At 67.2% G+C, this 17,555-nt stretch carries 16 protein-coding genes; 6 read left to right on the forward strand and 10 right to left on the reverse strand.

Annotated elements, in window-relative coordinates:
* Positions 1–190: 190 nt before the first annotated feature.
* Together OG819_RS55785 and OG819_RS55790 are read right to left on the reverse strand one after the other, a co-directional pair.
* The gene (locus tag OG819_RS55785; RefSeq protein ID WP_266657832.1) at positions 191–493 is read right to left on the reverse strand and encodes a hypothetical protein; all 303 of its coding nucleotides are present in this window, start codon (positions 491–493) and stop codon (positions 191–193) included.
* A 939-nt stretch (positions 494–1,432) separates the two neighbouring features.
* A complete protein-coding gene (locus OG819_RS55790; protein ID WP_266657834.1) occupies positions 1,433–1,762 on the reverse strand; it encodes a hypothetical protein in 330 nt (109 codons plus the stop codon).
* 2,550 nt (positions 1,763–4,312) lie between these two features.
* On the opposite strand from OG819_RS55790, the gene OG819_RS55795 reads away from it, so the two are divergent.
* From OG819_RS55795 to OG819_RS55805, 3 genes are all read left to right on the forward strand, one after another.
* Positions 4,313–5,032: a hypothetical protein gene (locus OG819_RS55795; protein ID WP_266657836.1), complete on the forward strand. Its 720-nt coding sequence runs from the start codon at positions 4,313–4,315 to the stop codon at positions 5,030–5,032.
* 125 nt (positions 5,033–5,157) lie between these two features.
* Positions 5,158–6,294, forward strand: a complete 1,137-nt coding sequence (locus tag OG819_RS55800; RefSeq protein ID WP_266656372.1) for an IS1380 family transposase — start codon at positions 5,158–5,160, stop codon at positions 6,292–6,294.
* Positions 6,255–6,986, forward strand: coding sequence for an IS5 family transposase (locus OG819_RS55805; RefSeq protein ID WP_266656374.1), 732 nt, complete (start codon positions 6,255–6,257; stop codon positions 6,984–6,986). The genes OG819_RS55800 and OG819_RS55805 overlap by 40 nt, the downstream gene beginning before the upstream one ends.
* Here the strand turns inward: OG819_RS55805 and OG819_RS55810 are convergent.
* Entirely contained in the window at positions 6,904–7,320 is a 417-nt protein-coding gene (locus tag OG819_RS55810) for a hypothetical protein (protein WP_266656376.1), read from the reverse strand. The two genes, OG819_RS55805 and OG819_RS55810, sit on opposite strands and share 83 nt — an antisense overlap.
* Positions 7,321–7,574: 254 nt before the next feature.
* Between OG819_RS55810 and OG819_RS55815 the strand changes: the two genes are divergently transcribed.
* A complete protein-coding gene (locus OG819_RS55815) occupies positions 7,575–8,453 on the forward strand; it encodes a transposase (protein ID WP_266657838.1) in 879 nt (292 codons plus the stop codon).
* Between the two features lie 194 nt (positions 8,454–8,647).
* Here OG819_RS55815 and OG819_RS59005 read toward each other — a convergent pair whose 3' ends face one another.
* The 5 genes from OG819_RS59005 to OG819_RS55840 form a co-directional block, all read right to left on the reverse strand.
* Complete coding sequence (locus OG819_RS59005; protein ID WP_323139492.1) at positions 8,648–9,253, reverse strand: transposase; 606 nt, start codon at positions 9,251–9,253, stop codon at positions 8,648–8,650.
* Entirely contained in the window at positions 9,156–10,244 is a 1,089-nt protein-coding gene (ltrA, locus tag OG819_RS55825; protein ID WP_241756759.1) for a group II intron reverse transcriptase/maturase, read from the reverse strand. The genes OG819_RS59005 and ltrA overlap by 98 nt, the downstream gene beginning before the upstream one ends.
* Positions 10,245–10,251: 7 nt before the next feature.
* Positions 10,252–12,984, reverse strand: a complete 2,733-nt coding sequence (locus OG819_RS55830; protein ID WP_266648310.1) for a recombinase family protein — start codon at positions 12,982–12,984, stop codon at positions 10,252–10,254.
* A 133-nt stretch (positions 12,985–13,117) separates the two neighbouring features.
* Positions 13,118–13,366 (reverse strand): DUF5372 family protein, encoded by a 249-nt coding sequence (locus OG819_RS55835; RefSeq protein ID WP_266648312.1) that lies wholly within the window; start codon positions 13,364–13,366, stop codon positions 13,118–13,120.
* Between the two features lie 37 nt (positions 13,367–13,403).
* The gene (locus OG819_RS55840; protein ID WP_323139493.1) at positions 13,404–13,805 is read right to left on the reverse strand and encodes a hypothetical protein; all 402 of its coding nucleotides are present in this window, start codon (positions 13,803–13,805) and stop codon (positions 13,404–13,406) included.
* A 679-nt stretch (positions 13,806–14,484) separates the two neighbouring features.
* Here OG819_RS55840 and OG819_RS55845 point away from each other — a divergent pair.
* Entirely contained in the window at positions 14,485–15,228 is a 744-nt protein-coding gene (locus OG819_RS55845) for an SOS response-associated peptidase (RefSeq protein WP_266657842.1), read from the forward strand.
* 122 nt (positions 15,229–15,350) lie between these two features.
* Here OG819_RS55845 and OG819_RS55850 read toward each other — a convergent pair whose 3' ends face one another.
* On the reverse strand, positions 15,351–15,590 hold the full coding sequence (locus tag OG819_RS55850) for a DUF6207 family protein (RefSeq protein ID WP_266657844.1): 240 nt from the start codon (positions 15,588–15,590) through the stop codon (positions 15,351–15,353).
* Between the two features lie 97 nt (positions 15,591–15,687).
* On the opposite strand from OG819_RS55850, the gene OG819_RS55855 reads away from it, so the two are divergent.
* Positions 15,688–16,047, forward strand: a complete 360-nt coding sequence (locus OG819_RS55855; protein ID WP_266657846.1) for a hypothetical protein — start codon at positions 15,688–15,690, stop codon at positions 16,045–16,047.
* Between the two features lie 69 nt (positions 16,048–16,116).
* Here the strand turns inward: OG819_RS55855 and OG819_RS55860 are convergent, their stop codons facing one another.
* Positions 16,117–17,526 carry a hypothetical protein gene (locus OG819_RS55860; protein ID WP_266657848.1) on the reverse strand — a complete coding sequence of 470 codons (1,410 nt, stop codon included), beginning with the start codon at positions 17,524–17,526 and terminating at the stop codon, positions 16,117–16,119.
* Between the last annotated feature and the right edge of the window lie 29 nt (positions 17,527–17,555).

Here is a 17,555-nt window from a genome sequence, read left to right on the forward strand (position 1 = left end):
GACCGGAAAGGAATCAGGTTATGAGAGACCCGGTCCGGTAGCACCACCCCAGCGAACCGGTTACACGCCGGCCAGAGAGGGCGACGCTGAGGTGCGTCGATTCCTCGGGAATCTGAAGAGTGTCATTTTCTATGTGGAGGATACGCCGCATTATGGACACCAGTCGGCGACCCCTCATGCGATAGCCTCCTTAAGGGAGAACGGATACTGGGGCAACATAACCGTAGTTGCTTCCCGAGATATGCAGCGTGATCTTGACGTACTCATATTCGAATCTCAACGGGAGGGCATCAGGCGGATTGAGGAAAAATTCAACAGCTCTGACGCCCGGCAAGATCCCCATAATCTGCGAATTGGCAAGGGTGCAGATTCGGCGCTGGTTTTCGTCGCCGCGAACGACTCGTTGGGTGATGATTCGGGCGAGGCTACCGCCCTGTTGGACTTCCTGGGCGCTGACCGGGCTATTTTTCTCCAGCCATTCCTCTGGAAGCACGCGCCGCGAATTCTCTTCACGCGCACCGGGCCGAATAGCGAGCTGAAGACACGGCTTCTGGGACCGTGGTCGGTTGAGCCAGATGTGAAGGTTCCGGAGACTGGCCCGCGCGCGATCAGAAGAGATGCAATGTATCAATTCGAAATACCGCGGCAAACACCGGGTGAAATCAGAGACTTAATCAGTAGAAGCATGGGGCGGGCGAATGGGGCCTCGGCGAGGGGGATGCAGGCCATCGTAGCCGCGACAACTCGTCAAACTGCGCGTGTTGAATTCATGCCTGTGTACGGGCTGCACAGTATATCTGAATTGGTGCGCGAGTCTTCCTTGAACACGCTCGCTCACGGGATCCGTGAATCCATGCTACAGGCTCCGGCGGGAAGGCGGGGTGCCATCGTAATGGCCATCAAGAATGTGGCGATAGAGTTCACCCCTGAATACGCTAAACGATGGCTGTTCCGTGCCGATCTCGAAGCCGATGACCTGGAAGGGAAGATCAAAAACTTGAGAAACGGAGATGTCCTATTAGTTCGCGCGGGCGCGCTGCCCCAGGACGTCTTCCGGCAGCTTTATCGGATCGGCACGCTGCCCAGAGTCCTGGAAGGGCCCAACACCCTCAACCTGACTATGCTACTCCGTCGTTCGTTCTTCTCGGTGGAGACCGATGAGACGCCATACCCCGATCATCATTCCGAGGCACCACGCAGATTGCAGAGAGTTACGGAATATATTACTCGTAAAACGCGGTGGGCGCGGGCCATCGAAGACGAGGCACCTGAGCTATACGAAAAAATCCAAACCAGCGAAAGTGTGCTGGAAAACCGCTGGGCGCAAGAACCCAGGCTTACAGTCGAGGTGATGGAAGACATCAGGGAACTTCTCGGCGAAAATGGCATCAAACGGATTTTGGGTGATACCGCCAAGGTGGCCCATCTTCTTTCATTCGGACTTGAGGGCATCCGGGACGCCAGCTACTCCGGGACGAAACTTCCCGCGTACACGTTCCCGGTTGAACGCTTGAAGCACCTGCAGGATCGAATTGCAGAAGCTCACGCAAATCTTGTCGTAGAACTGCGTGAGCAGAAAAAACATCTGTCCGTGGAACTCAGCTCCGGCCGGATCCGCTTCGTGGCCGACGCCATTACCGAGGCGGGTGATCCAGGAACAACACTTGGCAAATACTTCACCGACCTGACCGCGCGCGCCCAGGACCCGGCCTACGATCAGGTTCTGCAGGCGCTCCGCCACCTGATGGATGAAGAACGTCACGCCGCCGACAGGACATCCGACCGGACAGACGTGGCAAAACCCCTGACTGCACCAAGAGCCCCGAAAGGCCCCCCGGGTCAGCTGCTGGGCGGCCGATTCGGGGCTCGTGTCGCAGAGGGGCGCATCCGGGTAAATCCGGAAACCGGCCGCCCCAGACCCACGAGCAAGTTGACCAGTGGACGGGACGACTGGGGGGCGCGGCACGTCTCGATGCGGCGCGGTGGGATCAGCCACGAATCCGGCGACGGTCCATCGAACGTGCTCGTCCGGGAAGCGTCCCGCACGTTCAGAAGCATCGCTCCTCCAGAGCGCCCACAGCCTTCCCCATTCTTCGTCGTCCAGCCACCACGAAGGCCGTCCAGCGCACAACCAGTACCTCAGGCGGGCACGGCTTCCCGGCTCCCGGCGGCGGGGCCGGCCGGGCGGGGCGGGACGGCCGAACAAATTCGGTCAGCGGCGCCACGGGGGGGAACGGCTGCGGGTATGCCTGGTATGCCACCTGTGCCGACGGCCCCGTCCGCCCCCGCCTGGCGACAGGAAAGGCGGCTCAGCACCGGACGGGCGGAACCTTGGCGGCCGGCCGGCGGCGGGGCCGGCGCCGCAGGCGCGTCCGTGGCCGGCGGCAGTGGTTCCTTCTTCTCCACCCGCCCCCGCGCAACCAGCCACAGCAGCGGCTTTTCCCCGCCGTCCGTACCGGCTCCCCCGGCTCCCGCTGCCCGTCCTGCTGTTCCCCGGCTACCCAGCCGGAGCGGGAGCGGGCCCGTGCCCGGGCCTTCGCGTGTGACTGGCTCCGGTATGCCCAGCACCTCGCGTGACGGCAGGCTCGCGGCTGCGGGGGCCAGGCCCTTCCCTGCCGGTCCCCCGCAGGCTCCTTCGGCGCTGCTGAGGGAGCGGCGGCTCGGCACCGGCGGGCCGGAAGGTCAACGGCCCGTCGGCACTGGCGGACACGAGGCGAGCACGTCCGTGAGCGGCGGCGGATCCTTCTTCTTCTCCCGTGATCGCGGGACCAGCGCTTCCCTGACGCCGGCAGCCTCCCGTCCCCCCGCTCCCGCCACCCGTCCCGCTTCGGCCCTGGGCGGGGCCCGCCCTGCTTCGGCCCTGGGCGGGGCCCGCCCTGCTTCGGCCCTGGGCGGGGGCCGTCCCGCTTCGGCCGCCTCTTCCTCTGCGGGCAGGTCACCCGGAGAGCCGATGCGTCCGAGGGGTGGCAGCAGTGGCTGGAGCGGTGGCGGGTCCCTGCGCCGTGTCATGGACCGGCTGTTCTCCCGTTCGGGTCACCCGGCGGCGGGGTCTTCCGCTTCCGCGGTTGGTTCCGGGGGCGTTCCGGGCGGAGAGGTTGATGGTGCTGGTCTGTTGCGTCTGCGTGGGGGGGCGGGCAGGGGTGCGGGGGCCTTCTTTTCTTCGTTGTCCGGGCCGTCCGGGCCGTCCGGGCCGTCCGGGCCGTCCGGGCCGTCCGGGCCGTCCGGGCCGTTCGGGTCGTCGGGGGGCGGCGGTGACAGGCGGAGTGGTGCCGGTGGTGCTGGGGGGAGTGGGCGTCGTTCTTCGTTGGGTGTGCGGGATTCGTCGGCCGGTGCCGGCGCCGGCCCCGTCGTGGGGCGGGCAGAGCCTTCGAGGTCTGGTCTGTCGGGCCCGGGTCGTGACGTGGTCGGCCGGCGTTCTGGTCTGGCCGGGACGGACGCCGCTGGTGTGGTCGGGCTTCGGCGTTCGGCGACACCTGGCGCCACGGAACCCCGCCCGGTCTTTCCTGAGGGCTATCGGAGTCCCGTGGGGCCCCCGGCGGCAGGCTCCGCTGGCAGACATGCGCCCTCACCCGCGCCGAACCCACAGCCGTCCGCTCGCCCCGCTTCGGCCCTGGGCAGTGCCCGTCCGGCGCAATACGCCGTCAGCAGGAACCCCCCGGGCGGCACACGCCACCCGGTAGCCGGCCCCAGCAACAGTAGCGGCGGAGGCCGCCGGGGCTCACTGAGCGGACAGCCCTTCACCTCCCCGGCAACCGCGGGCCTGCCCCGCCCGCCATCCGCAGCAGGCTTCGCCAGGGAGCCTGGCCCGGCCGGGACAGGCTCCCTGGCCCCGGTTTCGGGTGGATGGCAGCCCGGCAATCGGGCCGCCACTGGTCCCGTGGGGCCCCCGGCGGCAGGCCCCGCTGGCAGACATGCGCCCTCACCCGCGCCGGGCCGGTCCTCGGGCCTGCGTGCGCCCTCACCCGCGCCGGGCGAACCTTTCGGGCCCGACGAATTCCATACGCCACGTCTGCGCGGCGGGGTGGGCAGGCGTCTTGGGAACTTCTTTTCCTCGCCGTTCAGGCCATCGGACGACGGTGAAGAGCGGCAGAGTAGCAGCGTCGGCGAAAGCGGGCGTCGTTCATCGCTGGATGTGCGTGACGCGGGTCGGGCAGTGGGTCGTGGTTCCAATGAAGTGTCAGTACAGCGGGAGAGCGAGTCGGCGGGCTCAAGCAGATTGCCGGCGAGAGGCTGGCGTCGTCCTTTCTTCGCCGCAGGGTTCCGGCAGACCCACAGCTCCCAGGAAGGTGCTAGCCCCTCGGCGACGACCGCGATGACTTTTGTCTACGGCGTGCGAGCCGCCCAAGCTCAACGCGGCGTGTCCGGAGCTGTCGGCAGCCTGACGCAAATAAGCCGACGGCAGGTCCCGCTGAGCGGGCATCCTGCCCGTGCGCCGCACGGGCAGGATGCCCGTGCGGCGGGGACACCCAGACCGGATGCGGGGGAAATGCCGGGCGATGTAGAGGGCGACCGTACCGACAGTCCGCTGCCGGACACGAAATGGTACACGCGTGACTATACTGGAGTTCTCCCAGACGACCTGAGGGTCGCTCAGACAGAAACAGACTCAACTTTGGCATCCCAAAGAAGGGAACGCTTTGCATCGCAATGGAAATCGAGTTACTCCGGTTTCGTTACCATGAATTCGCTGCCGCCACTGACGAGAGACATTTCCAGCTGGCCTGTTCCTGATTGGATAATCGAAGTCTCTCGGGAGAACATAAACAGAGCCTACCAGGGGAACGAAACATACAAAGAGATTCTCCAGTCAGAGTCGCCCTATATCCCAAGTACCGAATTCGGGGGCAATCGAGGATACCCCTTCACTTTCGCCGAATTGCGCACTTCTGAGCCACTTGTTGCCGAATCGGCGCTGTACATTTACCGGGCTCGCATGTACTATCTCTGGGACGCGAGCGGCGCTTTTTTTCTCGCGAAAGAATTGGTTGGTGAAGATGTTAAAATTCGCACTTCCCATGGCTTCTCCTACTAACTCAGCCTGGATCCACCGCGCGATAGTCGGTCTGTGGACGACGAAATAAGAAGAGGTGCCCGCTGACCTGGGATGATGGGAGTTCCTACACCCTCATCAGTCCCACGAAGCAAGGCACCTCGTAAGTGAAAGTCTCCCACAGCCCGGCGGCCCTGTTCGCCGCCTTCGACGACCCGGACCTGATCGCGCATGCCGGGCTGGTCCCGATGATCCGGCTGGCCGAGCGGTGCGGGCTGCCCCGGCTGGTGGCCGAGAAGGTGAAGCTCACCGGCGCGGCCAACGGTGCCGGTACGGCAGCCGACGCGAAGGCCCTGTCGATCGTGGGTGGCATGATCGCCGGGGCGGACAGCATCGAGGACCTGGACGTTCTTCGCCACGGTGGCCTGTCCCGCCTGTTCGGCGGGGTGCGTGCGCCCTCCACGCTCGGCACGTTCCTGCGCGCCTTCACCTGGGGACACGTACGCCAACTGCAGTCAGCCGCACGGGCGTTCACCTGCAACCTCGCCACGCACACCGGCCTGGTCCCCACCGGAGACGAGGTGGTGTTCGTGGACATCGACTCCAAGGTCAAGCAGGTCTACGGACCAGCCAAGCAGGGCGCCTCGTTCGGCTACACCAGACAGCGCGGCCTGCACTTCCAGATCGTCACCGTCAAGACGGGCACCTGCGCGCCGGTGATCGTGGCAACGAGGCTGCGCAAGGGCTCTGCCAACTCCGGCAAGGGTGCGGCCAGTCTGCTGCGCGAGGCGCTGGCCACCGTGCGGGCGATGGGCATCACCGCCCAGATCATCGTCCGCGCCGACTCCGCGTACTTCTCCCACAAGGTCGTCGAGGTCTGCCGCAAGGCCGGCGCACGGTTCTCGCTCGCGGTCGCGGTCAGGAAGAAGATCCGCGAGGCCATCGCACACATCGCCGAGGACGCCTGGGCGCCGATCAAGTACACCGCCGCCGTCTGGGACGACCGGGAGGAACGCTGGATCTCCGACGCCGAGATCGCCGAAGTCCCCTTCACTGCCTTCACCAGCAAGAAGAAGGCATACCACACCACCGTCCGGCTGATCGTGCGCCGCGTGAAGCGGCTGAACCCCAAGAGCGTGCCCGAGGGGCAGGCCGAACTGTTCGGCGTCTGGCGCCACCACGCCCTCTTCACCGACAGCCCGTGCCGGTGCCGGCCTGGCTGCTCAGACAGGGCGGGCGTCCGGAGGCGTACTGCCACCGTGAGATGCTCGACGCTGTGCGTTACCTGGTCGACAACGGCGTGAAGTGGATGGCCATGCCGGTCGACTTCCCGTACTGGCGGGCGGTCTACGACTTCTTCCGCCGCTGGCGGGCCTGCGACTACGTGCGGGAACTGCACGAACGCCTGCGCCGCACGGCGAGGGAACGCTCAGGCCGCAACGCCGAGCCCAGTGCGGGAGTCATCGACAGTCAGTCGGTGGACGCCTCCGAGACCGTCGGCGAGGACAGTCGCGGATACGACGGCGGCAAGGCACGTGACGGGCGCAAGCGTCACGTCCTGACCGACACCGACGGTCTGCTGCTCGAGGTCACCGTGACCACGGCCGACGTGCACGACTCCAAGGCCGCCCCCGCGCTGCTGGAGACGTTCATGGACCAGCCCGGCCGGCTGCTGAAGCTGGTGTGGGTCGACAGCGCCTACCAGGGTCCGGCGCTGGCGAAGGCGTTCGCATGCCACGGAGTGCGCGTCGAGGTCGTGCGCCGCTCTGACGGGCGACGCGGATTTGTCGTACTGGCCCGCAGGTGGGTGGTGGAGCGCACGCTGAGCTGGCTCTCCCGCTCACGCCGCCTCAACCGCGACCACGAACGCCGCCCCGACCACCACGCCCAGATGGTGTGGTGGGCCGCCGTGATCAGGCTGTCCCGGCGCCTGGCCGGGGACGCTCCGCACTGGCCGGAGAAGCGCCCCGGCCGACTGCTGCGGGCGCGGGCATGAACCGTCCGTCCTTCGCCCGCACCAGCCAGCCCCGCTTCTCCAGCACGTAGGCACGGTGACGGATCTTCTCCACCTCGTTCTTGATCTCCGCTTCCCGGCCCACCGCCCGCGTCAGCTCCACCCCGTTCACCGGCCCCGACGCAGCCACCACCGCGGCGAACACCTCCCGGTACAGGCCGCTGAGCACCTCCTCACCCATGCCCGACCGCCACACCGGCGGCCGCTCGCCATGCCCCGCGCCGGGGCCGCTCGATCCCACGGCGGCAGCCGTCTCACCACCCGAAGGCACGGAAACCGGCATATTCACCGTGCTCTCCTCCGCCAGCACCGACACGAGCTCCTCACGCCCCACCCGGGCCCGCTCGACTCACTCCCGCGCGGCATCCACCTCCGCCTGAGCCTGCTCCAGGACCTCCGTCCAGGACTCGAGATCCTGCCTCGCCCGCGCCTCACGCCGTTCCATCAACCCCAGCACCGACGGCATCGCACCCTCCTCGATCCACAACACGCCGTCCGCTGCCTCCCCTACCCCGTCGCGATCATGCCCCGCACACGAAGAAGCCCCTGCTCATCGAACAGGGACTCCCTTTGCCACAACGCACTGAGCTGGTCAAGGCGATCGCCGTCCTCGCCAGAGCCCAGCAGGACGCGGTCTGGGACCGCACCCGTGCCCACAACCGGCTGCGCTCGCATCTGCGCGAGTACTACCCGGCAGTCCTTGAAGCGTTTGCCGACAAGCGCGAGAAGCTACTGGCACGAGAGGCTCGAGCGATACTGGCGATCGCGCCCACACAGGCCAAAGCCGCCAAGCTCGCCCGCAGCAAGCTCAAAGCCGCCGTCAAACAGGCTGGCCGCCAGCGCCGGATCGAGGCCGAGACCGACCGCCTGCTCGAGGTGTTCCGCCGGACCTGGCTTCGTCAGCCGGCTTTGGTGGAAACGGCGATGGGACACCAAACACTTGCCTTGCTCGCCCAGCTCGAAGCCGCCTGCAGGGCCTGCGACGAGCTGGCGAGCGCCACCGAGGAGCTCTTTCTTCAGCACCCCGACGCGGAGATCATCACGAGCTTCCCGGGTCTCGCCGCGCTGACCGGTGCCCGGCTCCTCGCCGAAATTGGCGACGACCGCACCCGGTTCGACACAGCCCGCGATCTGAAGGCTTACGCCGGAAGTGCCCCCGTGACGCGCGAGTCCGGCAAAAGCCGCCGCGTCAGCCACCGCCGGATCAAGAACAGCCGCCTGGCCGCAACCGGCCGACACTGGGCTTTCGCCGCACTCACTGCCTCAATCGGCGCCCACGACCACTACAACCGCCGAAGGCAGACCGGCGATCGCTACTACGCGGCTCTCCGAAACCTTTTCAACCGCATGCTCGGCCAGCTCCACCACTGCCTGACCACCCACCAGAAGTTCAACGAGGCGATCGCATTCGCGCCACCGAAACCATCACCACTCACCGCAGCTGCTTGACCCGATAGCTGCATGGGGTGTCTTGTCGGCGCGCACTCGCCTCGGCCGGGTGCGCGGTCTGCCGGGCCCCAGCCGGGGCACCCGGACGCGGCTCAGGACGACCTCGAACTGCGGGGAGTCCCCGCGCTGCCCGGCGGTGATCACGATAGACATGGGCTTCTGCCCCTGCTCGACGGCCAGGTGCAGCTTGGTGGTCAGGCCGCCGCGTGAGCGCCCGAGGCCGTGGTCGTCAGGCTCGGTGGCGACGCCGCCGGGCGGCTCCTTCTGCAGATCCCCCTTTTCCGCGCTCCGGCGGCATGTTGGTGGGCCCGGCAGACGGTGGAGTCGATGTTGAGGTCCCAGGCGATCAAGCCCTTCGCATCGGCCCTGACCTGGAGTTCGGTGAAGATGCGCTGCCAGGTGCCGTTGCGCTGCCAGCGGCGGAACAGGTCGTACGCCCGCCCCCATGGCCCGTACTTCTCGGGCATGTCCCGCCACGGGATGCCCGTGCGAACCCGGAAGCGTATGCCGTCAATCAGCTGCCGCCTGGTCCATCTCGGTGGCCGCCCGGGCTTCTTGCCCTTCGGCAACAACAGCTCCAGCACGGCCCGCTGAGTAGGCCCGGAGCGCGGTGCCGAGATCACTCTCGGTCCGTTTCTCCGGACCTCTCGCCGAACCCGCCGTGCGCCTCTCAACGCAACGGGCTCTCCACGGCCTCTGCCGTCAGGTTTGCTGCAAGAGCCAAGGGCTGGGAATCGACTTGCTGCGGTAGCGATACCGAGTGACCCGGATTTCGCTGATCTTCCGCAGCTCGATCTCACCCGCCGTGATCGGCAGCCACCGCCCGGAGGCAGTGGTGAACCGCCGACGGACGTCCGACCACGTCCAGTGATGCCTTTCGCGCAACATGCGGATCAGTCTCCACCAGGTGAAGTTGTCCAACGTGCTGAAAGTGTTCTTCGCGACGGCGTGCCGGAAGTAGTTGGCCCACCCGCGCATGACCATATTCAAGCTGGTCAGCACGTAACCCAGGTCCTGCTGTGACGTTTTGTGGGTCAGGGCACGGATCTTCGCCTTCACCGACCGCAAGGGCCGCTGAGCGACGAAAGTGTAGACGTGCCACTTATTCGTGCCTCGTTTGCGGCGCCACTGGATGTGGAACCCCAAGAAGTCGAATCCCTCGCTCATGTGCACCACTTGGGTTTTCGCTGGAGACAGCCGAAGCCCCATCGGTAGTAACACGTGCGCGATCTCCTCGTGCAATGCCTCGGTGTCCTGCGCGGTCCCATGGACCAGAACCACGAAATCGTCCGCGTAACGGACGATCCGCCAGTTCGGCAGATCCTTGAGGCGACGTCGCTCGCGCCGTCGCTGTGTCGCCATCACACCGTCTGGCTCCCAGGCCCGGTGCACGTGCTCATCAAGCACGGACAAGGCGATGTTGGCCAGGAGAGGAGAGATGACGCCGCCCTGCGGCGTCCCGGTGTGCGTGTCCTGAAGTTCGCCGAGTTCGGTAAGCACTCCGGCCTTCAAGAACGCCCTCACCAGGGCAAGGACCCGCTTGTCCTTGATCCGGCTTCGGACGCGGGCCATCAGCGGCGTGTGATCGATCTCGTCGAAGCACGCCTGGATGTCCGCATCCAGGACCCAGCGGTATCCGCGGGTCCCGAAGAAGTGGATCTCAGCAATGGCGTCCTGAGCCCGCCGGTTGGGCCGAAACCCGTAGGAGACCGGCTTGAAGTCGGCCTCAAAGATCGGTTCCAGCACCAGCTTCAGCGCGGCCTGAACGACCCGGTCAGCGACCACGGGCATGGTGGCTTCATACTGCCCCTCCTGCTGTGGGTGTTCGGGTTGTGAGGTCGGATTTCATGGTCTGGGCGGCGAGTTGGAGACCGGCGGCCTCGTTGTCGCTGGTCCAGGGGATGCTCAGGCGGCCGTCGGCGGCGCGGTGGGCGTCCAGGCGGTGGCGGGCGATCCAGTAGTAGACCGCGCCGGCGCGGACGCCGAGCCGGTCGGCGACCTGCTGGACGCTCAGTTCGCCGCGTGCGGTGGTGGTGTCGGGCAGTGGGTGACTGCCGGGGCCGGTGGGGCCGGAGTGTTTGGGCCGGTCCAGGTCGGCCCGCAACGCGGCCTCGACCTGGTCGTTCCAGGGGATGGCGATGCGGCCGCTGGGAGTGCGATGTGCGGGCAGGCGTCCGATACGTACTTGGTAGCGCACGGCCGCGTCGAGGACTCCGAGGCGGGCTGCTGCTTCGGGAATGCTGATCTCGTCGGCTCGGGCGGCCTCGGCGGGCAGTGGGCGGCGCCCGGTGGGCATGAACTGCTCGGGGTGGGTGATCCAGTCCCGGCAGTCGGCTTCGACCTGGTCGTCCCAAGGGATGCACCAGCGGCCCCCGACGTCCTTGCGCGCGGTCAGCCGTCCGCAGCGGATCCAGTAGTAGAGGGCGTGCTCGACCACGCCCAGGTGGGCGGCGCCCTGCTGGACGCTGACCTCGCCGGGCAAGGTCTGCGGCGGTGTCGTGGGGCGGGGGGTGAGGTGGCCGGAGGTGTCGATCTGGCGGCGGCAGTTGGCTTCGACCTGGTCATTCCACGGGATACACCAGCGGCCGCCGGAATCCTTGCGGGCGTCCAGGCGCCCGTGGGTGAGCCAGTAGTAGACGGCGTCCGCAGTGATGCCCAGGATCTGGGCTGCCTGATTCACGCAGATCTCCCCGTCCCGGAACGGGACCGGTGCCGGGATCTTGTAGGTGTAGCTGACCCACTTGACGGCCGCCACGTCATAGGGGCGCCCGGTCCCGGTGGTCAGCTGGGCGGCGGCGAGCGCGGCGACGACCTGCTCGTCGCTGTGGTCCGGACGCAGGGTCGCGATCAACTCCCGCGCCGCCGCCGGGGTCCGCCGGATGTCGGCCGAGAGCCGGGGGCGGGTCAGGGCGAGTTCGTCGGTGGCGCCGGTGTGCCAGCGCACCCCGACCCGGGCGCGGGCCCGGTCGGTCTCGGGCAGCAGGGTCACATCCGAGATCAGTGTCCGCAGCAGGCGTTTGCGGTCGCGGTCCCTGGTGTCGGGGGCGTGCCACAGTCCGGGCAGGTCAGCGGCCAGGGCCTGCAGTGCGGAGCGGTCCGGCAGGGCCGGCTTGGCTTCGCGGGCGCTGTTCAGGGCCGCCTGGGCCTGGTCGAGTGCGGCGAGTCTGGCTTCCCAGCGGGCTTCCAGGGTGCGGGCGACCATGCGGTTCTCCGGATCGACGGCGGTGAACGTCCGCTCGGCGCGGTCCGCGTCGTACTGGGCTCGCTCCACCGCCAGCTCGGCGGCGCGGTGCGAGCGGGTGTGCCGGCCGGCGACCTCGTCGGCGGCGGCCAGGGCCAGCTCGATGTGCTCAGGGCTGAGGGTTTCCAGCAGTGCCGCCACCACGGCGTCGTCCACGATGTCGGCGCGGATCGAGCGGCAGGTCGCGGTGGCCTCGTGGTCGGCCCGGGACAGCGAGCATTCGTAGGCAGCCCGGCCGCTCGAGTGGTAGCGGGTGGTCATCGGGCGTCCGCACGATCCGCAGAACATGATCCCCTGACACAGGGCCAGTCCCTCACGCGCCGGCCTGGCGCCGTCGCGGGTGCAGTTGGCCTTGAGCTTCGCCTCGGCCGCCACGTAGTCCGCCCAGGTCCAGTAGCCCTCGTGGTGGTCATGCAGGACCACCGGCCACTGCTCGCGGGGTACCCGCGTCAGGCTGGTGCGCACGCTGCCGTCCGGCTGGACCCGGCGCCGGGTGGTGTTGCGGCCATAGACATACGTGCCCGCGTAACAAGGGTTGCTCAGTACCCCCAGTGCCCGGGCGTGGGTGAGCTTGCCCCACCGTAACTGGCCTGCCCACGCGCCGCCGTAGGCGCGGAGCGGGAAGCGTCGGTCGACGAATGCTGCGACGACCTGGTAGGCCGAGCCGCCGGCCGCGAACGCGGCGAAGACGTCGCGGATCGCGGCCTGCACCTCCATATCCGGGTCGATCACGCAGTTGCCCTCGTCGTCGTAGACGTAGCCCACCGGCAGCGGGGACCGCAGGTCGCCGCGCTCGGCGGCGGCCCGCTTCGCGCCCTGCAGCCGGCTCGACAGGATGTGCAGCTCGGCCTCGCTCATCGATCCTTTGAGGCCGAGCAGGAGTCGGTCGTTGAAGTTGGTCAGGTCGTAGACCCCGTCGTCGTCGATCAGCAGTACGTCCGTCAGCCGCGCGAGTTCCAGCAGCCGGGCGAAGTCGGCCGAGGACCGCGCGAGACGCGAGACCTCCAGGCCGAAGATCGCTCCGACCTCGCCCAGACAGACCTTGGCGACCAGATCGCGAAAACCCTCCCGGACCTGCCCGAACTTCCCCGACAGGCCCAGGTCCGCGTCGATGACCAGCACATCCTCGCGGTCCCAGCCCAGCCGGACCGCCTCGTCGCCCAGCGCGTACTGCCGCAACGTGGACTCGGTGTTGTCGCGGACCTGGATCAACGTGCTCTGCCGCAGATAGACCGCCGCTGTCCTCAAGCGGTGGGACGCTGTGATCTTCGAGGTCCCGTTCACGATCACGGCTGCCTCCCAACGCGGACTCGACCATGTTGGCCAGCACCATCACCATCTCCACGCGGCACTGCGGTGATGACGGCACGGCCCCTCGCTTCCGCCCGCCCCGGGGCTGATGCGCGACACAACTCTCGTCGCATCAGGATCCGCCTCCGCTCGCGCCAGCACCACGGCTCACCAGGGCATCCACCAGCGCACGAAGAGCACTCAGCCCCTCGACCGCGAGCCGGTCCCCGCCCGGCTCCCCGCCGCGATCCGTCCACTCCTGCGGCAACGTCACACTCCGGCTTACGCCGTACGCGCAGACGAAGACCAGCGCGCCACTGCGCCGCTTGACGAACAGAATGTCCAACTGCTGGCCCGCCAGCGCGTGGAACGGGTGGGTCACCGTCAAAGAACCCAAAGACTGCCTGGACGCTACGGCGCTATGCCGTGTCCGTCGGAATCCCCAGTCGTCTGACCTTCCCCGACCCGCCCGGCTTGGGAATCTTCTTCTCCCGTACCGGAAGTGCCCGAAACGCACCCGTCTTGATCTGAGTACGCAGGTCGTTCAGGAACCCGGGAACCCCGATCCGCTCCTCAACGTCGGCGACCGTAAGGTCGTCCACGCCTGCGGTTCGCGCTCCCCGGTTGCCGGCCACCCGGTCGAACGCCACTACCAGCGTCGCCGGATCGTGCACGAGGTTGAACAAGTCGTCGAATCGGCGGCCCGGATCGGCCACCGCCCAACGGTGAAGTTTGGCCTGCATCTCCGATACCCGCTGACGCGGTCCCAGCGGGACCTCCTCCAGCGATGCACTGGTATTCACCTGTGCGTCTTTCGGCATTGCAGCCTCCTCCCCCCTCAAAACCGCTGCCGCCCTTCCCCATGTGCCGGGCTTTCCCCGGCTCGGAGTACTACGGCGGCTCCGCCCCACCCATCCCGTTCAGCAGTCGATGTGCCTATCCCGGCCCGCAAGCTGGATGCCCGCCAACCGGGAACTGCGGATGGGTGGTTCCCGTGTTCACTGTGATTCGCTTGGCGAAGTAGGAGCCCGGCTGTATCCCAGCGGCATCGCCATGAGTACGCCGCAGGCTTTCCTCATGGCCTCCTGGGCGCAAACAATAAGACGCCCTCAGAGTTCCGGCCGCGAACGGCCGTGCGCACCGCACCCGGCCCATATCCACCAGATTTGAGCCGGTGACGAAGTTAGGACGTAACGGCGCCGGTTCCTCTCGTACTCCTCTCCACCACGCTGACCGGACCCGCACCATCTGGCAGTACTGGCACGTCCCGACGTTGTCAGGGCTGCTCCCGCCCTCCCCGGCATCACCCGGATCAGGCTGCCCTCAGCTCCGCCCTCCTGCTGCGACAGGATCGGCGGCGAAGGTCTCACACCTCCGCTCGAATCGACAGCGCCTCACGGCGCAAATTGCTCGTCCGTCAGATCTCCCCGCGCCACGAATCAAGATCATCTCACGCTCAAGATCCACTTTCGACACACGCCCTAGTGCAAGAGTGGCGGTATGTGTGGTCGATACTCATCCACTCGCAGCCCGCAGGAACTGGCGCCGCTCTTCCAGGTGCCCGACGTCCCCGCGAAGGAGACGCTCGCGCCGAACTGGAACGTCGCCCCGACCAACGACGTGTGGGCCGTCCTCGAGCGCACACCCCGCGACGAAGAGGACTCCGGCAACGTGCAGCGGGAACTGCGGCCGCTGCGCTGGGGCCTGGTTCCGTCGTGGGCGAAGGACGTGAAGATCGGCGCCCGGATGATCAACGCGCGGGTCGAGACGGTGCACGAAAAGCCCGCGTTCCGTCGCGCGTTCACCCGCCGCCGCTGTCTGCTGCCCGCCGACGGCTTCTACGAGTGGCAGCAGGCCAAGGACCCCGCCACCGGCAAGGTGCGCAAGCAGCCGTACTTCATCCATCCCGAGGATGACCAGGTGATGGCACTCGCCGGGCTGTACGAGTACTGGCGCGACCCGGCCGTGAAGCAGGACGACGACCCGGCCGCCTGGCTGATGACCTGCACCATCATCACCACCGAGGCCACCGATACGGCCGGCCGCGTCCACCCTCGCATGCCGCTCGCCCTCACCCCCGACCACTACGACGCCTGGCTCGACCCCGCCCACCAGAGCCCCGACGAGCTGCGGGCCCTGCTCGGCCAGCCGGCCGGCGGGCACCTGGACGTCCGCCCCGTCTCCACCGCCGTCAACAACGTCCGCAACAACGGAGCCCACCTCCTGGACGAACTCACCCCCTGAAGGTGCTCAGGTAACTCCTGCGGAGGCGACTTCTGCTCAGGAAGCGAGCACGTCGCACGCCGGTATGGCACCGTAGAGCCAGGCTGGCTCCGCCGCTTTCCCCCGTAGCGACGGAGCCAGCCTCACTGCATTCCGGACTCCTCCGCGTCCATGGGCCCGGGAAGCGCTTGTCGGAGATCGGTGTACAGGCGGATCCGTACGCCGGGCTGACCCGGATCCCGCGTCGCACGCTCGGCCGTCGCCGTCCCCCACGTCCGGGCGACGGCGTGCTGGAAAGCCATCACAGTCGCTTCGTCGGCGCCCGCGACGTCGATGACGAGCAGGCCGGGTTCGGACAGGTGCACTTCTCGGATCGGGTCCACGTCTGTCAGTACGTGTTCGTGGGCGCCAGGGTTCTGTTCAGACTCCGGATTCACCTGACCGGGTGAGTTGTCAGTGGCGACGTCTACCGTCCCTTGCATGACCAGTTTGCCGAACTCTCCTGAGGACGCATGGGTGTTGGAGGCCACCATCCGGACAGCGCCGGCCGCCAATCCTCAATGGCAGGAGCAACTCGACAGGCTCCGCGGAATCGCCTCGTATGACCCCGAGACCCAGACGTGGCATGCCCGCCTCGGCGCGCTCGACCTGGCAGGCCTGCAACTGCTGCAGGCCCTCTTCGACACCGCGCGCGTCCACGGCACCGGGGTGCGCCTGACACCCGTGGCGGTCCCGGCGCACTGGGAGGGCCCGGCCTTCACGAGGGAGCCGGACGTGGATGCTGTGCTGGAAGCGCAGGCCGATCACGGACGGCCGCTCGGTCAGCTGCCTCTTGTCTGAGCAGCCCTCGCGGGTATCGGTCGGACTGGCGCGCTGGCCTGTACCTAGCATCCTGCACCGACCCCGGCGTCAGTTGCTTACCTTGAAGCGGCGGAACATGTCCGGGAGAAAATGCCGCAGAAGGGTCTGGGCGGCATCGAGACGCTTGAGTTCGTCGTGCCCAAAGCGGAACACCTCGTACCCTCTGAGCTTGAGATCTCGGTCAGCGGCAACCATGTCCGCGTACTTGCCTGTATCCGGAGTGCGGCCGCGGTCGCGGGTGTAGTGCTGGGATCCGTCGACCTCCAGGACGACACGCTGTCCATGTGGCAGCAGCAGCAGGAAATCCATGCGGGAGCGCAGCAACGCCTCGGGGCCGCGCTCCTGAACGGTCCTGTGGTCCCAGTGCAGCCACACTTCGGGCAGGAGAGCGGGATCCTCCGGGGAGGGCCCGAGGATCTGGTGGTAGGCGATGAAGAGGTTCTTCTGGCCTTCCGAGTTGTCCGGCAGGCTCGTGAGGAGTCGTTGGTACAGGTCCCCTCTGGCCTCGGTGTCACTGCTGATCTCGCGGGTGTCCTGCCACCAGGCATGCAGATCACGCCAGCGCAGGCCCTCGATGGGGATCTCACGGTCATAGACGAGGGTGTCGTCCGGGTTGCCTCCGACGATCTCGATGTCGTTGTCCACTGAGGACTGGAAGCGGATGTCCGGCTTGGTGAACGAGGCGAAGATGATGTTCTTCGGCCGCCGGTTGCCGGGCAGTCGGGTCGATACCACGGTGAACACTGGATAGCCGCCATCGTTGCCGGTCACTCTCAACTCGACTCCAGCAGCCTGGAGATGACCGTTGATCGTACTGACGGTTTTCTCCTGGAGGTGCTCGTCAAGGAGGACATCCGCCGATACCAGGCCCTCGAGGAAGCGGGCGAGCCTGGCGTCCCCGGCTTCGAACGCCCCGAGGTTGTCGAAAAGGTCTTCCGTGGACCAGTCCCCGGGATTACGGAAGACATACCGCTCGATGCGGTCCCTCAGCGTCACCGGACGCACCCCGTTCAACAGCAGGCCCTCCAGCTCCGCGAAGGAGAGGCCCGAGTCCTCGGCTATCCAGAATCGTTCAAGTAGCCGCATGAAACGGTCGTGGTGCCGGGCCAACTCCGACAGGTCGAGGGCGCGCGCCAGTTCACGGCGGGCCTTCTTGGGTATCTCGGGCGGTGCGTCCTCTTCCCACAGCAGGTCCTCGAGCCGGTAGCGCCGCGACGGACTCACGTGGAGGTGGCTCTGTTCCAGGAGGCGTTGCGTGACCTGTGGCAGCTCGGCGTCGGGTACCTGGCTGAGACTCATCTCGATCCGCTCGCGCTTGCTGCCGGCGTCATCAGGGACCGGTGGCATCCCCAGCTGTTCGAAGGCCGGGTTCAGCTCCCGGTGCGTCAGGCTGCCAAGCCCCGAGACGACCTCGCCAACCAGTGCGCGCAGCGTTGAACGATCCCAGCTGTCGACCATGGGTAGATGGTCGCAGAAACCAAGTGGAT

The sequence above is a fragment of the Streptomyces sp. NBC_01549 genome (assembly GCF_026339955.1).
Taxonomy (GTDB): domain Bacteria; phylum Actinomycetota; class Actinomycetes; order Streptomycetales; family Streptomycetaceae; genus Streptomyces.

Excerpts from the sequence above, each read along its gene's own strand:
- OG819_RS55795 (WP_266657836.1), top strand. The coding sequence starts at position 4,313 with ATGACTTTTGTCTACGGCGTGCGAGCCGCCCAAGCTCAACGCGGCGTG.
- OG819_RS55805 (WP_266656374.1), top strand. The coding sequence starts at position 6,255 with ATGCTCGACGCTGTGCGTTACCTGGTCGACAACGGCGTGAAGTGGATG.
- ltrA (WP_241756759.1), bottom strand. The coding sequence starts at position 10,244 with ATGCCCGTGGTCGCTGACCGGGTCGTTCAGGCCGCGCTGAAGCTGGTG.
- OG819_RS55840 (WP_323139493.1), bottom strand. The coding sequence starts at position 13,805 with ATGCCGAAAGACGCACAGGTGAATACCAGTGCATCGCTGGAGGAGGTC.
- OG819_RS55845 (WP_266657842.1), top strand. The coding sequence starts at position 14,485 with ATGTGTGGTCGATACTCATCCACTCGCAGCCCGCAGGAACTGGCGCCG.
- OG819_RS55855 (WP_266657846.1), top strand. The coding sequence starts at position 15,688 with ATGACCAGTTTGCCGAACTCTCCTGAGGACGCATGGGTGTTGGAGGCC.
- OG819_RS55860 (WP_266657848.1), bottom strand. The coding sequence starts at position 17,526 with ATGGTCGACAGCTGGGATCGTTCAACGCTGCGCGCACTGGTTGGCGAG.